The organism is Algibacter lectus (assembly GCF_900112395.1).
Taxonomy (GTDB): Bacteria; Bacteroidota; Bacteroidia; order Flavobacteriales; family Flavobacteriaceae; genus Algibacter; species Algibacter lectus.
Map to the genome: position 1 here is coordinate 66,262 of NZ_FOLN01000012.1, position 18,791 is coordinate 85,052.

Genomic DNA, 18,791 nt, shown 5'->3' on the forward strand with positions numbered 1-18,791 from the left:
CTAGATGTATTTTAAATATGTTTATAGCGTGCAGGTTACGCACTTTTTTACAAAGTGGCCCGAAATAGGGATTGCAGCGGTCGCTTTTGACGAGGCGCGCATCGAGACAAAACTTTAGCAGAAAGCTAGGCCCGAAGGGATTGCCAAAAATATAGGCATAAAAAAAAGCCTCTAGATTAACTAAAGGCTTTTTTTATGTGTTGTAAATGGATTAAAGTTTAGAAAACAATTTTTCCATTTTAGCTTTTTGCTCTTCTGCAAGTGCAGCATCTACTAAGATACGACCACTGTGTTCATCGGTAATTACTTTTTTACGAGAAGCAATTTCTACTTGTACTTGTGGTGGAATTGTAAAAAACGATCCTCCAGATGCACCTCTTTCAATTGGCACTACAGCTAAACCGTTTTTCACATTTTTGCGAATACGGTTATAAGCAGCAACCAAGCGCTCTTCGATTTGTGTTTTGTAATCTTCAGATTTTTGGAACAAAGCTTGTTCTTCTTTTTCTGTTTCACTTAAAATAGCATCAAGCTCATTTTTCTTGTGCTTTAAGTGGTTTTGACGTTCTTTTAAACGCTCTTTAGTTTCAGAAATGACTTGTTTCTTTTGCTCGATTTGCACCTTAAATTCTCTAATGTGCTTTTCTGCCAATTCAATTTCTAATTCTTGAAACTCAACTTCTTTTGTTAAAGAGTTGAATTCACGATTATTTCTAACGTTTTTTTGTTGTTCGCTGTACTTTTTAATCAAAGATTTTGCTTCTTCCATTAAATTTTTCTTTCCAGTGATGTCGTTGTCTATAACTTCTAAACTTGCAACAAGTTTTTCTAATCTTATATTTAATCCGGCAACTTCATCTTCTAAATCACGAACTTCTAAAGGAAGTTCTCCACGAACATTTCTAATCTCGTCTATACGAGAATCTATGAGTTGTAAATCGTATAAAGCTCTTAAGCGGTCTTCAACAGTTACTTCTTTCTTTTTAGCCATACTTTAAAAATACTTAACAGGATTGGTATTTGTCTTTGATAAAATGATGGCAAAATTAGTGATTTTTTTTGTAAGATACGCTACTAAAAGGTTTTTTGTGTACTGCTCACTTTCATAATGCCCTATATCGGCCAAAAGAATACTGTTTTCGGCCATAAAAAAGTCGTGATATTTTAAATCTGCGGTTACAAAGGCATCAGCGCCTGCTGCTTTAGCGTTATTAATAGCAAAGCTTCCCGAACCTCCTAAAACGGCTACTTTTTTAATTTTTTTGTTTAAAAATGAGGAGTGACGAATGGCTCCTGTATTCATTTTTATTTTTAAATGTTGTAAAAAATCGGTTTCGTCCATGGCTTCGGCTAATTCGCCAACCATACCCATGCCAATATTTTGATTTTTATTCTCTAAAGTTGTTATTTCGTAAGCAACCTCTTCGTAAGAGTGTGTTTTAAATAGGGTGTCTATTATTTTAGATTCTAAATGTTTAGCAAAAGTTACCGTAATCTTTGTTTCGTCTTCGGTGTGCGTTTTGCCCTTTTCGCCAATAGTTGGGTTAGCGTTTTCGTTACCATTAAAAGTGCCATAGCCTTCTACGTTAAAACTACAATGGTTGTAATTACCAATGGCACCTGCACCTACAGCAAATAAAGCATCACGGAGTTTGTTGGCTTCATTTTTAGGTACGTAAGTGCTAAGTTTTTTTATAGTCTTACTTTGTGGTATTAAAATGTGTTGATTTTTAAGTTGTAATTGCTCGCAAATAATGTGGTTTACACCTTGTTGCGCATTATCGAGCGCTGTGTGCATACTATAAATGGCAATATCATTTTTTATGGCTTTTAAAACCACGCGCTCTACATAATTTTTACCTGTTATTTTTTTTAGACCTTTAAAAATAATAGGATGGAAGCTTACAATAAGGTTGCAGTTTTGCTCTATGGCTTCGTCTACAACGGCTTCTAGCGTGTCTAGTGTAACTAAAACGCCTGTAAGTTTCGAGTTTTTATCTCCAACCAAAAGGCCTACGTTGTCAAAATCTTCGGCATAAGCTAAAGGTGCCAAGTGCTCTAATTGATTTATAACGTCTTGAATGATCATATTGAAATAAATTTTACATCAAAGATAAAATAATTACTTTCGTGGTGATGAAAATTTTGAGATACATATTGTTTCCTATTATGCCTTTTTATTATTTGGCAACTTGGTTACGGAATAAATTATTCGATTTGGGTATTAAAAAATCTAAATCTTATAGCACGCCTGTAATTTGTGTTGGTAATCTAAGTGTTGGTGGAACAGGAAAAACCCCCATGATTGAGCATTTAATTACAGTGCTTAAAAATGAATATAAAGTAGCGACTTTAAGTCGTGGTTATAAGCGTAAAACTAAGGGGTTTCAATTAGGTGATAAAAACGGTTCCGCAGAAACGATTGGTGATGAACCTTTTCAATTTTATAATAAATTTAAGGAAGATGTTTTAGTTGCTGTAGATGCCGATAGACAAAATGGTATTGAACAATTAATGAATTTACCAAATGCGCCCGAAGTTATTTTATTAGATGACGCGTATCAACACCGTAAAGTAGAGGCTGGTTTCAATATTTTACTAACCACTTATGCAAATCCATATTTTAAAGATTATGTTTTGCCTACAGGAAACCTTCGTGAACCAAGGTCAGGAGCTAACAGAGCGAATATTATTGTTGTAACAAAATGCCCTGATAATTTAAACGAAACAGATAAAACTTTGGTTTTAAAACGTATTAATGCTGATGAGAATCAACATGTGTTTTTTAGTAATATCGCTTACGCGGAAACGTTATTGTCTGCTGAAAAAACAATGAAAGTTGAGGATTTAACTTCATTTTGTTTAGTTACAGGAATTGCGAATTCTAAGCCTTTAACTGATTTTTTGGAAACCAAAAAGTTAAAATTCGACCATTTAAATTTTAACGATCATCATAATTTTTCACCGGCTGATATTGCAGAATTGAGTAAAAAAGAATTGATAGTAACTACCGAAAAAGATTTTATGCGTCTTAAAGATTACGAGGTTTTAAAAGATAAGTTATTCTATTTGCCTATAGCTATTGCTGTCGATAAGGAACCAGAATTTAGAGATACTATCAAAGCGTATTTAACTGCTTAAGCCGTTGGTGATATATCTTTTTTAGCGGCTAAAGCATTGTAAAGTTTCTTTTCAAACTCATCTTGCTTAAATGGTTTTGGAATAATATCGGTAAAGCCAGCCTCATCAAACTCATGCATTTTATCTTCAATAGTAACCGCTGTAAGCGCGAAAATAGTTAAGTCTTTATCAAACATTCTTATACGCTTGGTCGCCTCAATACCACTAATGCCTGGCATGTGGATATCCATTAAAATAATGTTGTAATCGTTGGCTTTAATTTTCTCTACAGCATCTTCACCATTATCGGTGATTTCACACTGAAGATCCATTTTAGTCAAGATTTTTTTGGTAATCATTTGGTTGATTTTGTTGTCTTCAACTACTAATATTTTCACACTTTTTAGATCTAGTTCGTCTTTATTTCCTTCAAAATAATCTGCTTTTGTTTCTGCAGCTTCTTTTATGGCGCCAAATTCAATTGGAATTTCAAAGTAAAAGGTAGTCCCTTTTCCTAATTCACTTTTAAGGTAAATTTGCCCTTTTAAAATTTCAATTAAGCCTTTTACAATCGATAGTCCTAAGCCTGTACCACCGTATTTTCTGTTAATTTGTATGGACCCTTGAGAGAAACTTTCAAACATATGGTCTTGTTTCTCTTGAGTAATTCCAATACCGTTATCTTCAATTTCGAAACGTAATGTGTAAATTTTATCGACTTGATCTATTTTGTAAACACGAATCCAGATATCTCCATCTTTTGTGAATTTAATAGAGTTACCAACAAGGTTAATAAGGATTTGAGATATTTTTAGTTGATCGGCAATAAAGTTTTCTGGTAAATCTTTATCGTATTCAAAATGTATATTAACATTATTGTCTTCGGCAGAATTTTTTAGAGCCAATACAATATTGTTTATCTTTTTATTTAGGTTGAATGGTTCTGGTTCTAGATCTACTTTATTCGCTTCAATTTTGTTAATTTGAAGAATGTCGTTTATAAATGTTAATAGGTAGTCGCCCGAAAATTTAAGCGATTTTAAATGCTGTACTTGTTCTGGCTTTGGGTTTTCTTCTAGTAGCATATTGCTTAAGCCTGTTACAGCATAAAGCGGTGTACGTAGCTCGTGAGTTACTGTAGATAAAAAGTTAGCTTTAGTTTTGGAAGCTAGTTCTGCTTTTTCTTTAGCAAGAATAAGTTCTCCGTTTTTTTTATGAAGCATATTATTCGTTTTTAAACGAATATTATTGTTTTTATAAAGTGATAATGTTAGTAACGAAAGAATTGTAATTAGAGCAACACTCAATATTGATATTAAGGTGTTAATACTACTTTCGGCTTCTTTTTTTGCTAGCTTTTTGTTAACCGTTTCTAGCTCTTCACTCATGTTACTGAGTAAAGGTTGGTTTATTTGTTGTTTTGCTAAGTTGTTTTTAAAACCACGAATTGAGTCTGATAATTCTGTATGTAAAACTAAATAATCTCGTGATGTTTTAAAATCTCTGGTAGCATAAGAGATATCACTAAGTACTTTGTATGCTAAGTTTTTGTTGTTTATAAAATTATTGGCTTTTGCTATTTTTAAGCCTTCTGTACTAGCTTCTAAACCATGTTTATAATCGTTTAATTTGTTGTAAACAATAGCTTGGTTTATTAAAGTTTCACTCTCTGTACTTAAAAGGTCGTTTTTTCTAGATAAAACTAAGGCTTGCTCAAGTGTTGTTCTTGCCTTATTATAGTTTTCTAGAAGCATGTATGTTTTACCTTCTAGAAGTAAAGTTTGCGCAAGTTTACGCTCTTGTAGAGTTTGTTGAAAAAGATTTTTTGATGAAATAAAATAGTCTAGAGCCTGAGTATAGTCTTTCTTATTAAGAAAAACTTCACCTAAAATTTTAAAAGATCGCGCCAAATTGACATCGTCTTTCGTCATGCGCTGTATTTCTATCGCTTTATTAAGAGAGATTATGGCTTTGTCTGGTTGTTCTAGAATAAGTTCTAAACGGCCTTTGAAAGAATATATAAGACCTTTACTTTGTTGATCCTCCGTTTTTTCGGCCAAAACCAAAGCGTCATCTAAACTCTTTAGAGCATCATAAGTATTATGAGTTTCTAATGCAGACTGTGCTTGTTTTATATAGTGATCTATGTTGTTTTGAATAAGTTCAGGGTCGTTCTCCATGGTCTGTTGAGACCAACCTAAAACACTAAACAGCACCATTAGAGCGATTAAAGAGGGTTTTATTTTGAACATAAATATATGGTTACCAACAAATATAAATTTTTACTTCGACAAAGTACATCTTTTTACTGATAAATTGCATATTAAGTCTATTATTCTTGAGGAATATCCCGTTTCATTATCATACCAACCAATAATTTTGACCATGTTGCCAATAACCGAAGTCATTTGCGAATCGAAGATGCAAGAATGTGTGTTACCAACAATATCTATAGACACTATCGGATCTTCCGTATATTCTAAAACACCTTTATAGTTGGTGTTGGCGGCTTCTTTAAAAGCATTATTAATTTCTTCTATAGAAACGGTGCGTTTTACATTAAATGTAATATCGGTTAAAGAACCGTTTATAACTGGTACGCGAATACCGCAACCACCGATAACATTAGCTAACTCTGGGAAAATTTTGGTTAAAGCCTTTGCTGCTCCCGTTGTTGTTGGTACAATAGATTGGCTCGCAGCTCGAGATCTACGTAAATCTCTATGTGGCTGGTCGTGTAAGCTTTGGTCGGTAGTGTAGGAGTGAACCGTAGTTATGTAAGCCTGATTAATACCACAAAGTTTATTTATAATATCGATCATTGGCGCCGCATTATTTGTTGTGCAAGACGCGTTGGATATTATAGTTTCGGTACCATCAATACTATCGCCATTAACACCTAGTACTATAGTTTTTATATCATCTTCAATAGGAGGCACACTTAGTATTACGTGGTTTGCTCCGTTTTTTAAATGAAATTCTAACTCCGGAATTGTTTTAAATTTCCCTGTAGATTCAATTACATAATCAACCTTAAAAGGCGCCCAATCAATAAGTTTTGGGTGATTCTCATTTAAGAGAGTGACCTTTTCGTTGTTAACAATAATATGATTTTCATCTGAAGAAACCTCACCGTTAAACCTACCATGAACACTATCGTATTTTAGTAGATGACTCAGTGTTTTTGTGTCGGCCAAATCGTTTATAGCAACAACTTTTATATTTTGATGATCTTGAAGTAATCTAAAAACACGGCGTCCTATTCTTCCAAAGCCATTAATTGCAACGTGAATCATGCTTAGTTGATATGTTTTTGAGCTTTGTAAGAAGATCTTACAAGTGCGCTACTTTCAACATGACGGAAACCTAATTCTAGCCCAATTTCTTCGTATTCTTTAAATTGATCTGGGTTTATAAACTGTTTTACAGGTAGGTGTTTTTTACTTGGTTGTAAATATTGCCCAATAGTAACCACATCAACATCATTCGCTTTAAGGTCGTGAAGAGTTTCAATAACTTCTTCGCGAGTTTCCCCCAAACCAAGCATAATACCAGATTTTGTTCTACGTTGTCCTTGTTGTTTTAAATATTTTAAAACCCCCATACTACGGTCGTATTTAGCTTGTATACGTACTTCGCGGGTTAAGCGTCTCACTGTTTCTATATTGTGCGATACAACTTCTGGAGCTACATCAATAATTCTATCAATATGTTGCTCTATACCTTGAAAATCTGGTATTAAAGTTTCTAAGGTTGTTTCAGGATTCATTCTACGAACGGCCTTTACGGTTTCGCTCCACATAATGCTTCCCATGTCTTTTAAGTCATCACGATCAACACTCGTTAAAACGGCATGTTTAATCTTCATGATCTTGATAGAACGTGATACTTTTTCAGGTTCATCCCAATCTACAGTTTCTGGGCGCCCGGTTTTAACACCGCAAAAGCCGCAAGAACGCGTGCAAACATTACCTAAAATCATAAACGTAGCAGTACCTTCTCCCCAACATTCGCCCATATTCGGGCAACTTCCCGAGGTGCAAATAGTGTTTAGACTATATTTATCTACTAAACCACGTAATTCTGTGTATTTTTTTCCGGTTGGAAGCTTTACACGAAGCCATTTTGGTTTAGCTTGACGTTCTGGGAGTATATTTGAAATTGTTTCGCTATTCATATCTTTAAAATGTAGAAAGCAAAGATACAAAGTATTCTATAAAAAGTACCCTTGTTTACTTATCTTGAATAATTTCTGCAAGTAGTTTTTTTGCACGTAAAAGTTTAACTTTTACATTATTCATAGGTTCGTTTAATTGTTTTGAGATTTCTTTATAGCTAAGCTCTTGAAAATAGCGTAGGTTTATTATTTCTTGATAATGGGGTTTTAGTTTTTTTATGTCGCGCAGTAGCTTGGCTAGGTGCTGCTCGGTAATTAAAATATCTTCCGGCGAAGGCGACTCGTCTAAAACTTGAAATGCTTTTTTATCGGTATTAGTAATAACTTGTGTAATGGAGTTTTTTTCCTTCCGAAGTAAATCAATATGCAAATTTTTAGAAATGGTAATCAACCAAGTTTTGAAGGTGTATTTCTCATCGAAAGTTTCAATTTTATCAAAAGCCCGAGAAAAGGTTTGGATGGTAACATCTTCAGCATCATTTTCATTTTGAATGCGTTTTAATTGAAAACCATAAACATCATCCCAGTATAAATTTAATAAGAAATTAAAGGCTTTTTGGTCGTTAGACTTTGCTCGTTTTATGGCTTCGTTTATTTCCAAAAATTAGGTTTTGAGATTAAGTTGTTTATAAATATAGCGAATTGAGAAATAATAAGTGTAACTTCTAGTAAAGGAAGTAGAAGTAAAACATCGGTTTCTTTAAGTTTTTTCGATGAAAAGCCGATAACTATATATTGAATAATTATTCGAAGTAAAAATAAGCCAAGAGCAATAGGCCAGTTGTACATCGTGCTTAAAAGTGCTATAGCAAGCAACCAAAATAAAACGTTGGAAAGATAGAATAAGCCTAATAATATTTTGTGTTTAGGTTTGTACAATTGTGCTGTGGAAACGTGACGCCTTTTCTGTTTGTACCAAGCTTTAAAACTCGATTTAGGTATTGAAGAGGTAAAACTATTAGGAGAAAAGCTAATTGCTGTGTTTTTTGAATTTGCTACTTGATTTATAAACAAATCATCATCGCCCGAACGTACTTTTATGTGCTGAATAAAGCCGTTAGCGTTAAAAAACTCTGTTTTGGCGTAGGCTAGATTTCGACCAACACCCATATATGGCATGCCTATTTTCGCTAAAGAAAAATATTGAACAGCCGTCATTACCGTTTCAAAACGGATAAGTTTATTTAAAAATGAATATTTTACTTTTGAATATCCACCATACCCCAAAACAATAGACTTTTTATTGCTGAAATGAGCACTCATATCCTTTATCCAATATTTAGAAACAGGTTGGCAATCAGCGTCAGTAAATAATAGATAATCGTGTTTAGAGGCTTTTATACCTAATGTTAAAGCATATTTTTTATTGCCCCAAAAAGCTTCAATGTTTTTAACGTTAACAATTTTTATGTTATCGTTTGTTTTTGCAAACTCTTCAATAACATTTAAGGTGTCATCATGAGAACCATCGTTAATTAAAACAATTTCGAATTCAGGATAATCTTGATTGATTATTGAGGGTATAAATGCTTTTAAATTTTCAGCTTCGTTTTTCGCACAAACAATAACAGAAACCGGAAGTTTTTTAGAAGATGGTTTTTTTATTTTCAGAAAAGCAAAATTTCCAAAAATAAAAAGATAATAAACCACTTGAATAAAGACTACAGCAATAAATGCGTAGAGTAACGTATCAAGTATAACCATTAAATTTTAAGAATGTTGAGGTTCGCTACAATCGGCATATTGATCTGGCGTTTTTCCACAAAAACCACAAGCTTCACCGTCTTTATTAAGCATTGGATTTTGACTGGCACATGTTCCAGCAAATTTACCGTCTTTTTTTGCCCATAATTTAATGGCAATTCCAGCAATACCAAGTCCTAACAATGCAACAGTTATAAGTAAAAGTTTCATAATAAAATGAGATTTTAATTTTTAAATAAGTCGAAATTAGTTTCATAAAATTACAGAAACACGACACTTTCAACCTTGAAAAATAATAGGTTACAAAGATATGATTTTAACCTTTAAAAAAGGAACTCATAATTGATGAATTGTGACCTATTGGAAAAAATAGTGTCTAAAATGAAAGCACACAGTGTGTTAAGTATTGCTAACAAGTAAAAATTATTAATTATGAATAAATTATTTGCGGAGTTTTTTGGAACATTTTGGCTTGTTTTTGGAGGTTGCGGTAGTGCCGTTTTTGCAGCCGCTTTCCCTGAGTTAGGAATTGGGTTTGCTGGTGTTGCTTTGGCCTTTGGTTTAACCGTGTTAACAATGGCTTATGCTGTAGGGCATATTTCTGGCGGACATTTTAATCCGGCAGTGTCTATAGGTTTATGGGCTGGCGGAAAGTTTGAAGCCAAGAATTTAATTGGCTATGTGGTATCTCAATTAATTGGAGCGGTTACTGCTGCTGGTGCGTTGTACTTAATAGTAAGTAATAAAGCAGATTTTGAAACAATTGGTGGTTTTGCTGCTAACGGTTATGGTGATTTATCGCCTGGCGGTTATTCTGTAACAGCTGCTTTAGTTACCGAGTTTCTATTAACCATGTTTTTTCTTTTAATTATTTTAGGGAGCACAAACTATAGAGTTCCTAAAGGTTTTGCTCCAATAGCTATTGGTTTAGGTTTAACCTTAATTCATTTAATAAGCATTCCTATTACAAATACATCTGTTAATCCCGCGAGATCTACTAGTCAAGCTTTATTTGCTGGACCAGAATTTACTGGGCAACTTTGGTTATTTTGGGTAGCTCCAATTGCGGGTGCTATTGTTGCAGGAATAATACATAGAGCATTGTTCGAGAAAGAATAAAAAGAATAAGCCCGATTAGCAATTTGTGTAAAATTGTATAAGACGTTTTATTAATAGCAAGAAAGCCTCATTTATAAATAAATGAGGCTTTTAAATTTAGTTTAGTTTACGTGTTGCTAAAAAAGTACTTAATGTAAAGTGATTTCTGCAACAGAGTTTTCAACAGAAGCTACGGTGTTACCACCTTTCGGTTCTATAGTTATATTTAAAGCTAATGCGTTTTCCGCATAAGGTAAATTCATTAATTTACGATCTGTTTCGTTCAAAATACCCAGGCTCACCATTTCTCCTTGCAAGTCGGCCCATATTTGGTAGCATTGTTCTTCGGGTAGCTCTGGTAAAGATACCACATCAATCATCGATGTTTTTTCTTTAGGGTTAATATAGGCTACTGTTTTTAAATCTTTAGCACGCTCGTTACCAGAAATGATATACTTTTCGGTTTCGGGATTGTTAAGTTTTAAAAGTTGCCTCATTACGTTATCGAGCATCATATTGTTTTTCTCAATATCGCTTCTTAAGTCAAATATTTCGTCTACAACTACCTGATTTTCTTTAGAAAGTTTTAGGTTTTGGTTGTAAAACGAGTAAGAGGTTCCTGCAAAAATAAAAGCTATAAGACTAGCTGCAATGGTGTATTTGTACCATGCTTTATATTTCTTTTTCGCGTTTAATTTCACTACCGGTTTCTCATCTAGTTCGTCTAAGATATTATCTAAAATAAATTTAGGCGCTTCTACAGCATTTGTTTTTACAACAATTTCTAAATTATGTTGTAAACTGTTGTAGGCATTCTGCACATCTGGGTATTTTGAAATAAAAGATTCCACTTTTTCTGTTTCCACAGAAGTCGTGTCACCAATTAGATATTTTTCTAATAGGCCAGAATTTAAAAAATTAGTTATTTTTTCATTCATGACGTTAATAATTTAAGGATTATAAATTTTTTTCAATTCTCGTAATCCAATTTTTAATCTCGATTTTATAGTGCCTAGCGGAATGTCCAGTTCTTCGCTAGCTTCTTGCTGGGTCATACCTTCAAAAAAGAGGGCGTTTATTACTATTTGATACTTTTCTTCTAAAGTGCTTAAATGTTTTTGTATATCTAAAACATCGTCATTTAGTTGGTTCGTAGTTATTTTATATACGCTTGAAGTTTCTATCTGGACTTCTTTGGTTGTTTTATTTTTTAGAGATCTTACTTTATCTATAGCCGTGTTATATGCTATGCGATACAGCCATGTAAATAGTTTGGCTTTGCTAGAATCATACTTTTTAGCGTAGCGCCAAATTTTAACAAAAGTTTCTTGTAGAACGTCTTGCGCTGTATCCTCATCGCTGATAATTTTCTGAATTACGCCGTATAGAGAGTCTGCATAATTCTCATACAATAGCGTAATAGCTTTTTTATCACCACGTTCTAATAAATAAACTATGTCTTTTTCTATAGCTGAAATCAATATAAAGTTGGTTTTATGATATGCAAATATACCAAAGTTAGGATTGTTTTTAATTATAAGATGTTTACTTCAGCTTCAATTGAAATATCAAAAAGCCTTTTTACCGTTTTTTGAATGAGTTTTGAGAGATTAAAAATATCCGAACCTTTTGCTCCACCATAATTTACTAAAACTAGAGCTTGCTTTTTATGAACGCCATAATTACCAAATTGTTTTCCTTTAAAGCCTGTTTTTTCAATAAGCCAACCTGCAGGAACTTTTACTTCATTATCTGATATGGGATAACTAGGTGCATTCGGGAAGTTTTTTAGTAATTCGTTAAATTCTAATTTAGAAATTACAGGGTTTTTAAAAAAACTGCCACTATTCCCAATTTCTTTTGGATCTGGTAATTTACTTTGGCGTATAGCAATTACGGCTTTAGAAATATCTTGAATAGTTGGGTTTGTAATGCCATTATTTTCAAGTTCATTGGCTATAGTGCCATAATTGATGTTGAGTGTGTGGTTTTTTTTAGAAAGCTTAAAGCACACACTAGTAATAATATATTTTCCTTTGTTTTCTTGTTTAAAGGTGGAGTTACGATAACCGAAATTACAATCTTCCTTGGTAAAACTTTCAAATTGAAGACTTTCAAGGTTAATGGCTTCGCAAGATTCAAAGGTGTCTTTTATTTCAATACCATAGGCACCAATATTTTGTATTGGCGTGGTGCCAACATTTCCAGGTATTAACGATAGATTTTCTAAACCTCCAAAATCATGTTTTAAGCACCAAATTACAAATTCATGCCAGTTTTCGCCAGCTTGAGCTTTTACAATGGCGGTGTTTTCATCTTCAGAAATTATTTCAATTCCTTTTAAATTAACATGAAGTGCCAAACCATCGTAATCTTTGGTGAGCAATAAATTGCTTCCTCCTCCAAGGATTAGTTTGTTTGGATGATTTTCTAAGGTTAAAACTGTTTTTAAATCGCTAATAGATGATACTGACGTAAAATGTTTTGCAACCGCATCAATACCAAACGTATTGTAGGGTTTTAAGGATATGTTGTTAAGTATTTGCACTGGCACTAATCTTTATAAACTTCTAAAGCTTGTTTTAAAATATTTACAGCTTTTATTAAGCTTTCCTTTTTAAGTACGTAAGCAATACGGATTTGGTTTGAGCCTACACCTGGAGTTGAATAAAAACCTGCGGCAGGAGCTACCATAACTGTTTCTCCATCGACGTCGAAAGATTCTAATAACCATTTAGCGAAATGATCGGAATCTTTTATTGGCAATTCCACAATACAATAAAAAGCACCTTTTGGTTTAGCAACCTTAAGGCCTTCAATTTTTTGTAATTCGCTAATTAGCGTGTTTCTTCTTTCAACATATTCTTCAATAACATCATCAAAATAACTTTGTGGTGTTTCTAAGGCCGCTTCACTTGCTATTTGTGCATAAGTTGGTGGACTTAACCTAGCCTGAGCAAATTTAAGAACGGTTTCCATCACTGCTTTGTTTTTAGAAACTAAACAGCCTACACGTGCGCCGCACATGCTGTATCTTTTAGAAACAGAGTCTATTATGATAGCATGCTCATCGACTCCTTTTTCTTGTAAAATAGAGTAGTGTTTATGGCCATCGTAAACAAATTCTCGGTAAACCTCGTCGGCTACTAAATATAAGTCGTGTTCAATAGCAATGCTTGCAAGTTTGTTTATTTCTGCTTTAGAATAAAGGTAACCGGTTGGGTTTCCTGGGTTGCAAATTAAAATAGCTTTTGTTTTTGGCGTAATTAATTTTTCGAAAGCAGAAAGAGTTGGTAATGCAAAATTATCATCAATATTACATACTGCTGGCACCACTTTAATGCCTGTAGCAATAGAAAATGCAATATAGTTAGCATAAAATGGCTCCGAGATAATAACTTCGTCGCCCGGATCCATAACACTACTAAATAAAAACTGTAAAGCCTCACTTGCTCCCGTGGTTACTACAATATCGTCTAATGTAACATCAATTTCATGTTTAGCGTAGTAATTAGCTAGTTTTTCTCTATATGTATCAGAACCTTGCGATCTGGAATATTCAAGAATTTCTATAGTATTGTTTTTAACAGCGTCTAGAGCGACTTGGGGAGTTTTAATATCTGGTTGTCCAATGTTTAAATGGTAGATAGTTTTCCCTTGTTTAATAGCATCTTCTGCATAAGGAACTAACTTACGAATTGGAGACTCAGGCATTAATAGCCCTTTTTTAGATATTGTTGGCATTATATATATGTGTTTACTTGCAAAGTTGCAAAAATAATCCTAGATATTTTTTAAAACAAGGCTTTAATACTGTAGTTATGATAATGTTTACTAAATTGTTAGAGATTAGTTTTATTCTATATGAAAAGGGCATTTTATGTTATTATTTTATATGTTTTGAGTAGCAGTTTTTGCTATTCACAGGACTATTTTATAGTAAATAGTAAGAAAGGTGTCGATAAAGTGAAATTTAAGCTCGTTAATAACTTAATAATCATACCTGTTGAAATTAACGGCGTTTCCTTGTCTTTTTTGCTTGATACAGGTGTAAGTAAGCCTATAGTTTTTAATTTTTTGAACATCTCCGATTCCTTAAAAATTAAAAATGCCCAAAAAATAATGTTAAGAGGTTTAGGGGAAGGCGATGCTATTGAAGCTTTACGGTCCAAGAATAATATTTTTAGAATTGGAGAAGCCATTAATATCAATCAAGATTTATATGCTATTCTCGATTCTAGTTTAAATTTTAGTCATAAACTCGGACTGCCTATACATGGTATTATTGGCTACGATTTGTTTAAAGATTTGGTTGTTGAAATCAATTATACCAAGCGCTTTTTAAAACTTACTAATCAAGAAGATTACCGTCGTAAATCGTGTAAAGGTTGTGAGGAGTTAAATTTAGAATTTTATAAAAATAAACCTTATGTAAATGGTGTGGTTGATATTGATAGTAGGAATATTCCTGTAAAAATGCTCATAGATTCTGGAGGTAGCGATGCACTTTGGTTGTTTGAAAATGAAGCCATTGGTATTAACTCCAATGCTAAATTTTTTCAAGATTTTTTAGGGCATGGATTAAGCGGAAGTGTTTATGGTAAACGCTCTAAGATTAAGGCCTTTCATTTAAATAAATTTACAATTAAAAACCCTAATGTAGCATTTCCGGATACCACATCAATAGGACATGCATTAGATCATAAAGAGCGACATGGTAGTGTTTCTGGTAATATTTTAAAGCGTTTTAATATTGTTTTTAATTATAGAAAAGGAAAAGTAAGGCTTAAAAAAAACAGGTTTTTTAAAGAGTCTTTTCGGTATAATAAAAGTGGGATAGAATTAGCACATAATGGCGTGCGCTTGGTAAAGGATGATACAGGGTTTGTTTCACCAAAAACCAAGAATAAAAGTAGTATGGTTGAAGATAATACCCAAATTGTATACAGCCCCAATTATAAACTCCGCTTAAAACCAGCTTATGTTATTTTGGAGTTACGAATAGATTCACCTGCTTATAGAGCAGGATTAAAAATAGGAGATACCGTTTTAAGTGTAAATAATAAACCGGCGCATCAGTTTGCACTTTTACAAGATTTAATGGAGCTTTTTTATGGCAATCATAATAAGAGCATAAAGTTAAAAGTTGAAAGGGGAGGAGAAGTATTAACTTATAGTTTTAAACTGGTAGATATGTTAAAATAAAAAAGGCTTAAAATCTTGAGATTTTAAGCCTTTTTCTAAATTATTGTAGATAACGTCTATTGTTCAACAATATTTTTATCTTTTTTCTGTAAAACACCATCTGTAACTTCGTTTACAACTAAGCCTTTAATTTTTAAAGCTACTGTTGGAGTTTCAGCATTAGATATTACAGTAATTGTTTTTCTAATTGGGTTAACACGGTTCGTGTCATATTTCACCTCAATAACACCTGTTTTTCCTGGCATAATTGGAGCATCTGGTTTTTTAGGAATAGTACAACCACAACTAGATGATACTTTAGATACAATTAATGGTTCGTTTCCTGTGTTGGTAAACTCAAATTCACGAACACCGTTCGATCCTTTTTCGATAGTACCATAATCGATTGTATCGGTTTTAAACTCTATTTTAGCCTGTGCATTTACCGAGAAACTTACTAGTCCGATAAATAAAATTGTAATAATTTGTTTCATGATTTTGTTATTTAATATTCTATAGGTTACAATTGTTATCCTAAATTGTAGGAAAATTTATTGTTAATAATTTTAAAATCAAGTCAAACATACTCACTTTTTCCATCATCTGCAAAAATAATGGATGTATTACATGTTTATTAACATATTTAACTTGTTTCGAAGTACAGATACCTTTTTATCGAATTCATTTAAAAATGAAAAAGCGTATTGGTTTTAAATGTTTTTCAATACCGCTTATTGCTTTCACAGAAAAAGAAATATAAGTACTTTTGCAATATAATATTCAAAAACTATTCCAAAGTATGCAAATTCCATCAAAATATGATGCAAGTCAGGTAGAAAGTAAGTGGTACGACTACTGGATGAAAAATAATTATTTTCATTCTACACCAGATCACAGAGAACCTTACACCATTGTAATTCCGCCACCAAACGTTACTGGCGTTTTGCACATGGGGCATATGCTAAACAATACTATTCAAGATGTATTAATACGTCGTGCTCGTTTATTGGGTAAAAATGCGTGTTGGGTTCCCGGAACCGACCATGCATCTATTGCTACAGAAGCAAAAGTAGTTGCTAAATTAAAGGAACAAGGGATTGATAAAAACGATTTAACACGCGAAGAGTTTTTAGAACATGCTTGGGAATGGACGCACGAATACGGTGGAGTAATTCTTGAGCAATTAAAAAAACTGGGTTGTTCTTGCGATTGGGATAGAACAAAATTTACTATGGACGACGATATGTCGGAAGCCGTAATAAAAGTTTTTATTGATTTACATGAAAAAGGACTTATCTATCGTGGTTACCGTATGGTGAATTGGGATCCTGAGGCTAAAACAACGTTGTCTGATGAAGAGGTTATTCATGAAGAGCGTCAAGGAAATTTATACTATATTAATTATAAAATTGAAGGTAGTGAAGATGTTTTAACCATTGCAACTACAAGACCGGAAACTATTTTCGGAGATTCAGCAATTTGTATTAATCCTAACGATGAGCGTTTTACTCACTTACGTGGAAAAAAAGCAATCGTTCCAATTTGCGGAAGAGTCATTCCTATTATTGAAGATGAGTATGTAGATCTAGAATTTGGTACAGGTTGTTTAAAAGTAACGCCTGCACACGATGAAAATGATAAGGTTTTAGGAGATAAGCATAATTTAGAAGTTATTGATATCTTTAATGAAGATGCTTCTTTAAATAGTTTTGGTTTACAATTTGAAGGTCAAGATCGTTTTGTAGCAAGAAAATCGGTTTCAAAAGAACTGGAAGCTTTAGGTGTTTTAGTAAAAACAGAAACGCACATTAATAAAGTTGGAACTTCTGAAAGAACAAAAGCCGTAATAGAACCACGTTTAAGCGATCAATGGTTTCTTAAAATGGAAGAGTTGGTAAAACCTGCGATTGAAGCTGTTTTAGGTGAAAATGCTGAGGTTAAACTATTTCCAAAGAAATTTGAAAATACATACCGTCACTGGATGGAAAATATTCGCGATTGGAATATTTCTCGTCAGTTGCTTTGGGGACAACAAATTCCAGCCTATTTCTATGGTGATGGAAAAGAAGATTTTGTAGTTGCAGCAAATATAGAATCTGCACTAGAAAAAGCTCAAAAAGTAACAGGTAATGCTACTTTAACAACAGCAGATTTACGTCAAGATACTGATGCATTAGATACTTGGTTTTCATCTTGGTTATGGCCAATGTCCGTTTTCGATGGCATTAGAAATCCAGAAAACGAGGAAATAAAATATTATTACCCAACCAACGATTTGGTTACGGGGCCAGATATTTTATTCTTTTGGGTAGCTAGAATGATAATTGCTGGTTACGAGTATAAAGATGAAAGGCCATTTAATAACGTATACTTAACCGGCTTAGTTCGCGATAAGCAACGCCGAAAAATGAGTAAAAGTTTAGGGAACTCTCCTGATGCTTTAAAACTTATTGAACAATACAGTGCCGATGGAGTTCGTGTTGGACTTTTATTGAGTTCAGCAGCCGGAAACGATTTAATGTTTGATGAAACACTTTGCCAACAAGGTAAAGGTTTTGGAAATAAAATTTGGAATGCTTTTAACTTAACTAACCTTTGGGAAGTGAGTGATAGTATTGAGCAACCAAATTCTAGTAAAATTGCATTAGAATGGTACGAAGCTAAATTTCATGCAGCTTTAGTAGAAATCGAAGATCACTTTAGTAAATACCGTTTAAGCGATGCTTTAATGGCCATTTATAAATTAATTTACGATGATTTCTGCGGATGGTTGTTAGAGATTGTAAAACCAGCATACCAACAACCTATTGATGCGGTTACTTATAATAAAGTAATGTCTGCTTTTGAAAATAATTTAAAAATATTACACCCATTTATGCCTTTCTTAACGGAGGATATTTGGCAATATATTTCTGAAAGAGCTCCAGAAGATGCATTAATTGTTGCAAAATGGCCAGAAGCTAAACCAATTAATAATGAATTAATTGCTCAGTTTGAGTTTGCTTCAGAGGTTATTTCTGGAATTAGAACGATTAGAAAAGAAAAAAATATAGCTTTTAAAGATGCTATTGGTTTTTCTGTAATTAATAATGAAAATTCAGATACTACATTTGATGAGGTTATTGCGAAACTTGGTAATTTAGAGACTTTAGAATACGTTAAAGAACCAGTTGAAGGCGCATTAACGTTTAGAGTGAAATCTAACGAGTATTTTATTCCAATGGATGGCGCTATTGATGTTGAAGCTGAAATCAAAAAACTTACTGAAGAGTTAAGTTATACCGAAGGTTTTCTTAAATCTGTACAGAAAAAGCTTTCTAACGAACGTTTTGTAGCCGGTGCTCCAGAACAAGTTGTTGCTTCTGAGAAGAAAAAAGAAGCTGATGCTTTAGCTAAAATTGAAACTTTAAAAGCGAGTTTAGCAAGTTTGGTTTAAACGAACTAAAACTATAAATTACAAAAAAGGATATTTTGATTAATTCAAAATATCCTTTTTTGTTTTATAAAA

17 protein-coding genes are annotated in these 18,791 nt (G+C 33.1%); 4 read left to right on the forward strand and 13 right to left on the reverse strand.

The features are described from left to right. Window positions 1-211: 211 nt before the first annotated feature. Complete coding sequence (locus BM246_RS17125) at window positions 212-991, reverse strand: zinc ribbon domain-containing protein (RefSeq protein WP_042499807.1); 780 nt, start codon at window positions 989-991, stop codon at window positions 212-214. A 3-nt stretch (window positions 992-994) separates the two neighbouring features. Continuing rightward, window positions 995-2,089: a Nif3-like dinuclear metal center hexameric protein gene (locus BM246_RS17130; RefSeq protein WP_042499804.1), complete on the reverse strand. Its 1,095-nt coding sequence runs from the start codon at window positions 2,087-2,089 to the stop codon at window positions 995-997. A 47-nt stretch (window positions 2,090-2,136) separates the two neighbouring features. Between BM246_RS17130 and lpxK the strand changes: the two genes are divergently transcribed. Next, window positions 2,137-3,141 carry a tetraacyldisaccharide 4'-kinase gene (gene lpxK, locus BM246_RS17135; protein WP_042505715.1) on the forward strand — a complete coding sequence of 335 codons (1,005 nt, stop codon included), beginning with the start codon at window positions 2,137-2,139 and terminating at the stop codon, window positions 3,139-3,141. On the opposite strand, the gene BM246_RS17140 is transcribed toward lpxK, so the two are convergent. Genes BM246_RS17140 through BM246_RS17165 form a run of 6 tightly spaced genes read right to left on the reverse strand, consistent with a single transcriptional unit; the run spans window position 3,138 to window position 9,211 of the window. Continuing rightward, on the reverse strand, window positions 3,138-5,372 hold the full coding sequence (locus BM246_RS17140) for an ATP-binding response regulator (RefSeq protein ID WP_074939654.1): 2,235 nt from the start codon (window positions 5,370-5,372) through the stop codon (window positions 3,138-3,140). The genes lpxK and BM246_RS17140 overlap by 4 nt on opposite strands. Before the next feature lie 30 nt (window positions 5,373-5,402). Next, entirely contained in the window at window positions 5,403-6,416 is a 1,014-nt protein-coding gene (gap, locus tag BM246_RS17145; RefSeq protein ID WP_074939655.1) for a type I glyceraldehyde-3-phosphate dehydrogenase, read from the reverse strand. A gap of 2 nt (window positions 6,417-6,418) precedes the next feature. Beyond that, window positions 6,419-7,297: a lipoyl synthase gene (gene lipA, locus BM246_RS17150; RefSeq protein WP_042505717.1), complete on the reverse strand. Its 879-nt coding sequence runs from the start codon at window positions 7,295-7,297 to the stop codon at window positions 6,419-6,421. Window positions 7,298-7,352: 55 nt separating this feature from the next. Beyond that, the gene (locus tag BM246_RS17155; RefSeq protein ID WP_042505718.1) at window positions 7,353-7,898 is read right to left on the reverse strand and encodes an RNA polymerase sigma factor; all 546 of its coding nucleotides are present in this window, start codon (window positions 7,896-7,898) and stop codon (window positions 7,353-7,355) included. Then, a complete protein-coding gene (locus tag BM246_RS17160) occupies window positions 7,889-9,001 on the reverse strand; it encodes a glycosyltransferase (protein WP_162857690.1) in 1,113 nt (370 codons plus the stop codon). The genes BM246_RS17155 and BM246_RS17160 overlap by 10 nt, the downstream gene beginning before the upstream one ends. Window positions 9,002-9,007: 6 nt before the next feature. Continuing rightward, on the reverse strand, window positions 9,008-9,211 hold the full coding sequence (locus BM246_RS17165) for a membrane or secreted protein (RefSeq protein WP_042499798.1): 204 nt from the start codon (window positions 9,209-9,211) through the stop codon (window positions 9,008-9,010). A gap of 222 nt (window positions 9,212-9,433) precedes the next feature. On the opposite strand from BM246_RS17165, the gene aqpZ reads away from it, so the two are divergent. Further along, entirely contained in the window at window positions 9,434-10,120 is a 687-nt protein-coding gene (gene aqpZ, locus BM246_RS17170) for an aquaporin Z (protein WP_042499795.1), read from the forward strand. A gap of 128 nt (window positions 10,121-10,248) precedes the next feature. On the opposite strand, the gene BM246_RS17175 is transcribed toward aqpZ, so the two are convergent. The 4 genes from BM246_RS17175 to BM246_RS17190 are packed head-to-tail and all read right to left on the reverse strand — an operon-like array spanning window position 10,249 to window position 13,843. After that, the gene (locus BM246_RS17175) at window positions 10,249-11,037 is read right to left on the reverse strand and encodes an anti-sigma factor (RefSeq protein ID WP_042499793.1); all 789 of its coding nucleotides are present in this window, start codon (window positions 11,035-11,037) and stop codon (window positions 10,249-10,251) included. Between the two features lie 12 nt (window positions 11,038-11,049). Continuing rightward, complete coding sequence (locus BM246_RS17180; protein WP_042499790.1) at window positions 11,050-11,580, reverse strand: RNA polymerase sigma factor; 531 nt, start codon at window positions 11,578-11,580, stop codon at window positions 11,050-11,052. A 53-nt stretch (window positions 11,581-11,633) separates the two neighbouring features. Further along, on the reverse strand, window positions 11,634-12,647 hold the full coding sequence (gene murB, locus BM246_RS17185; protein ID WP_042499886.1) for a UDP-N-acetylmuramate dehydrogenase: 1,014 nt from the start codon (window positions 12,645-12,647) through the stop codon (window positions 11,634-11,636). A gap of 5 nt (window positions 12,648-12,652) precedes the next feature. After that, window positions 12,653-13,843: a pyridoxal phosphate-dependent aminotransferase gene (locus tag BM246_RS17190; protein ID WP_042505719.1), complete on the reverse strand. Its 1,191-nt coding sequence runs from the start codon at window positions 13,841-13,843 to the stop codon at window positions 12,653-12,655. A gap of 120 nt (window positions 13,844-13,963) precedes the next feature. Here BM246_RS17190 and BM246_RS17195 point away from each other — a divergent pair, with 120 nt between their 5' ends. Further along, complete coding sequence (locus BM246_RS17195; RefSeq protein ID WP_074939656.1) at window positions 13,964-15,304, forward strand: aspartyl protease family protein; 1,341 nt, start codon at window positions 13,964-13,966, stop codon at window positions 15,302-15,304. A gap of 56 nt (window positions 15,305-15,360) precedes the next feature. On the opposite strand, the gene BM246_RS17200 is transcribed toward BM246_RS17195, so the two are convergent. Then, on the reverse strand, window positions 15,361-15,777 hold the full coding sequence (locus tag BM246_RS17200) for a DUF1573 domain-containing protein (RefSeq protein ID WP_042499789.1): 417 nt from the start codon (window positions 15,775-15,777) through the stop codon (window positions 15,361-15,363). 305 nt (window positions 15,778-16,082) lie between these two features. Here BM246_RS17200 and BM246_RS17205 point away from each other — a divergent pair, with 305 nt between their 5' ends. Then, window positions 16,083-18,719 (forward strand): valine--tRNA ligase, encoded by a 2,637-nt coding sequence (locus tag BM246_RS17205; RefSeq protein WP_074939659.1) that lies wholly within the window; start codon window positions 16,083-16,085, stop codon window positions 18,717-18,719. Window positions 18,720-18,791 lie beyond the last annotated feature (72 nt).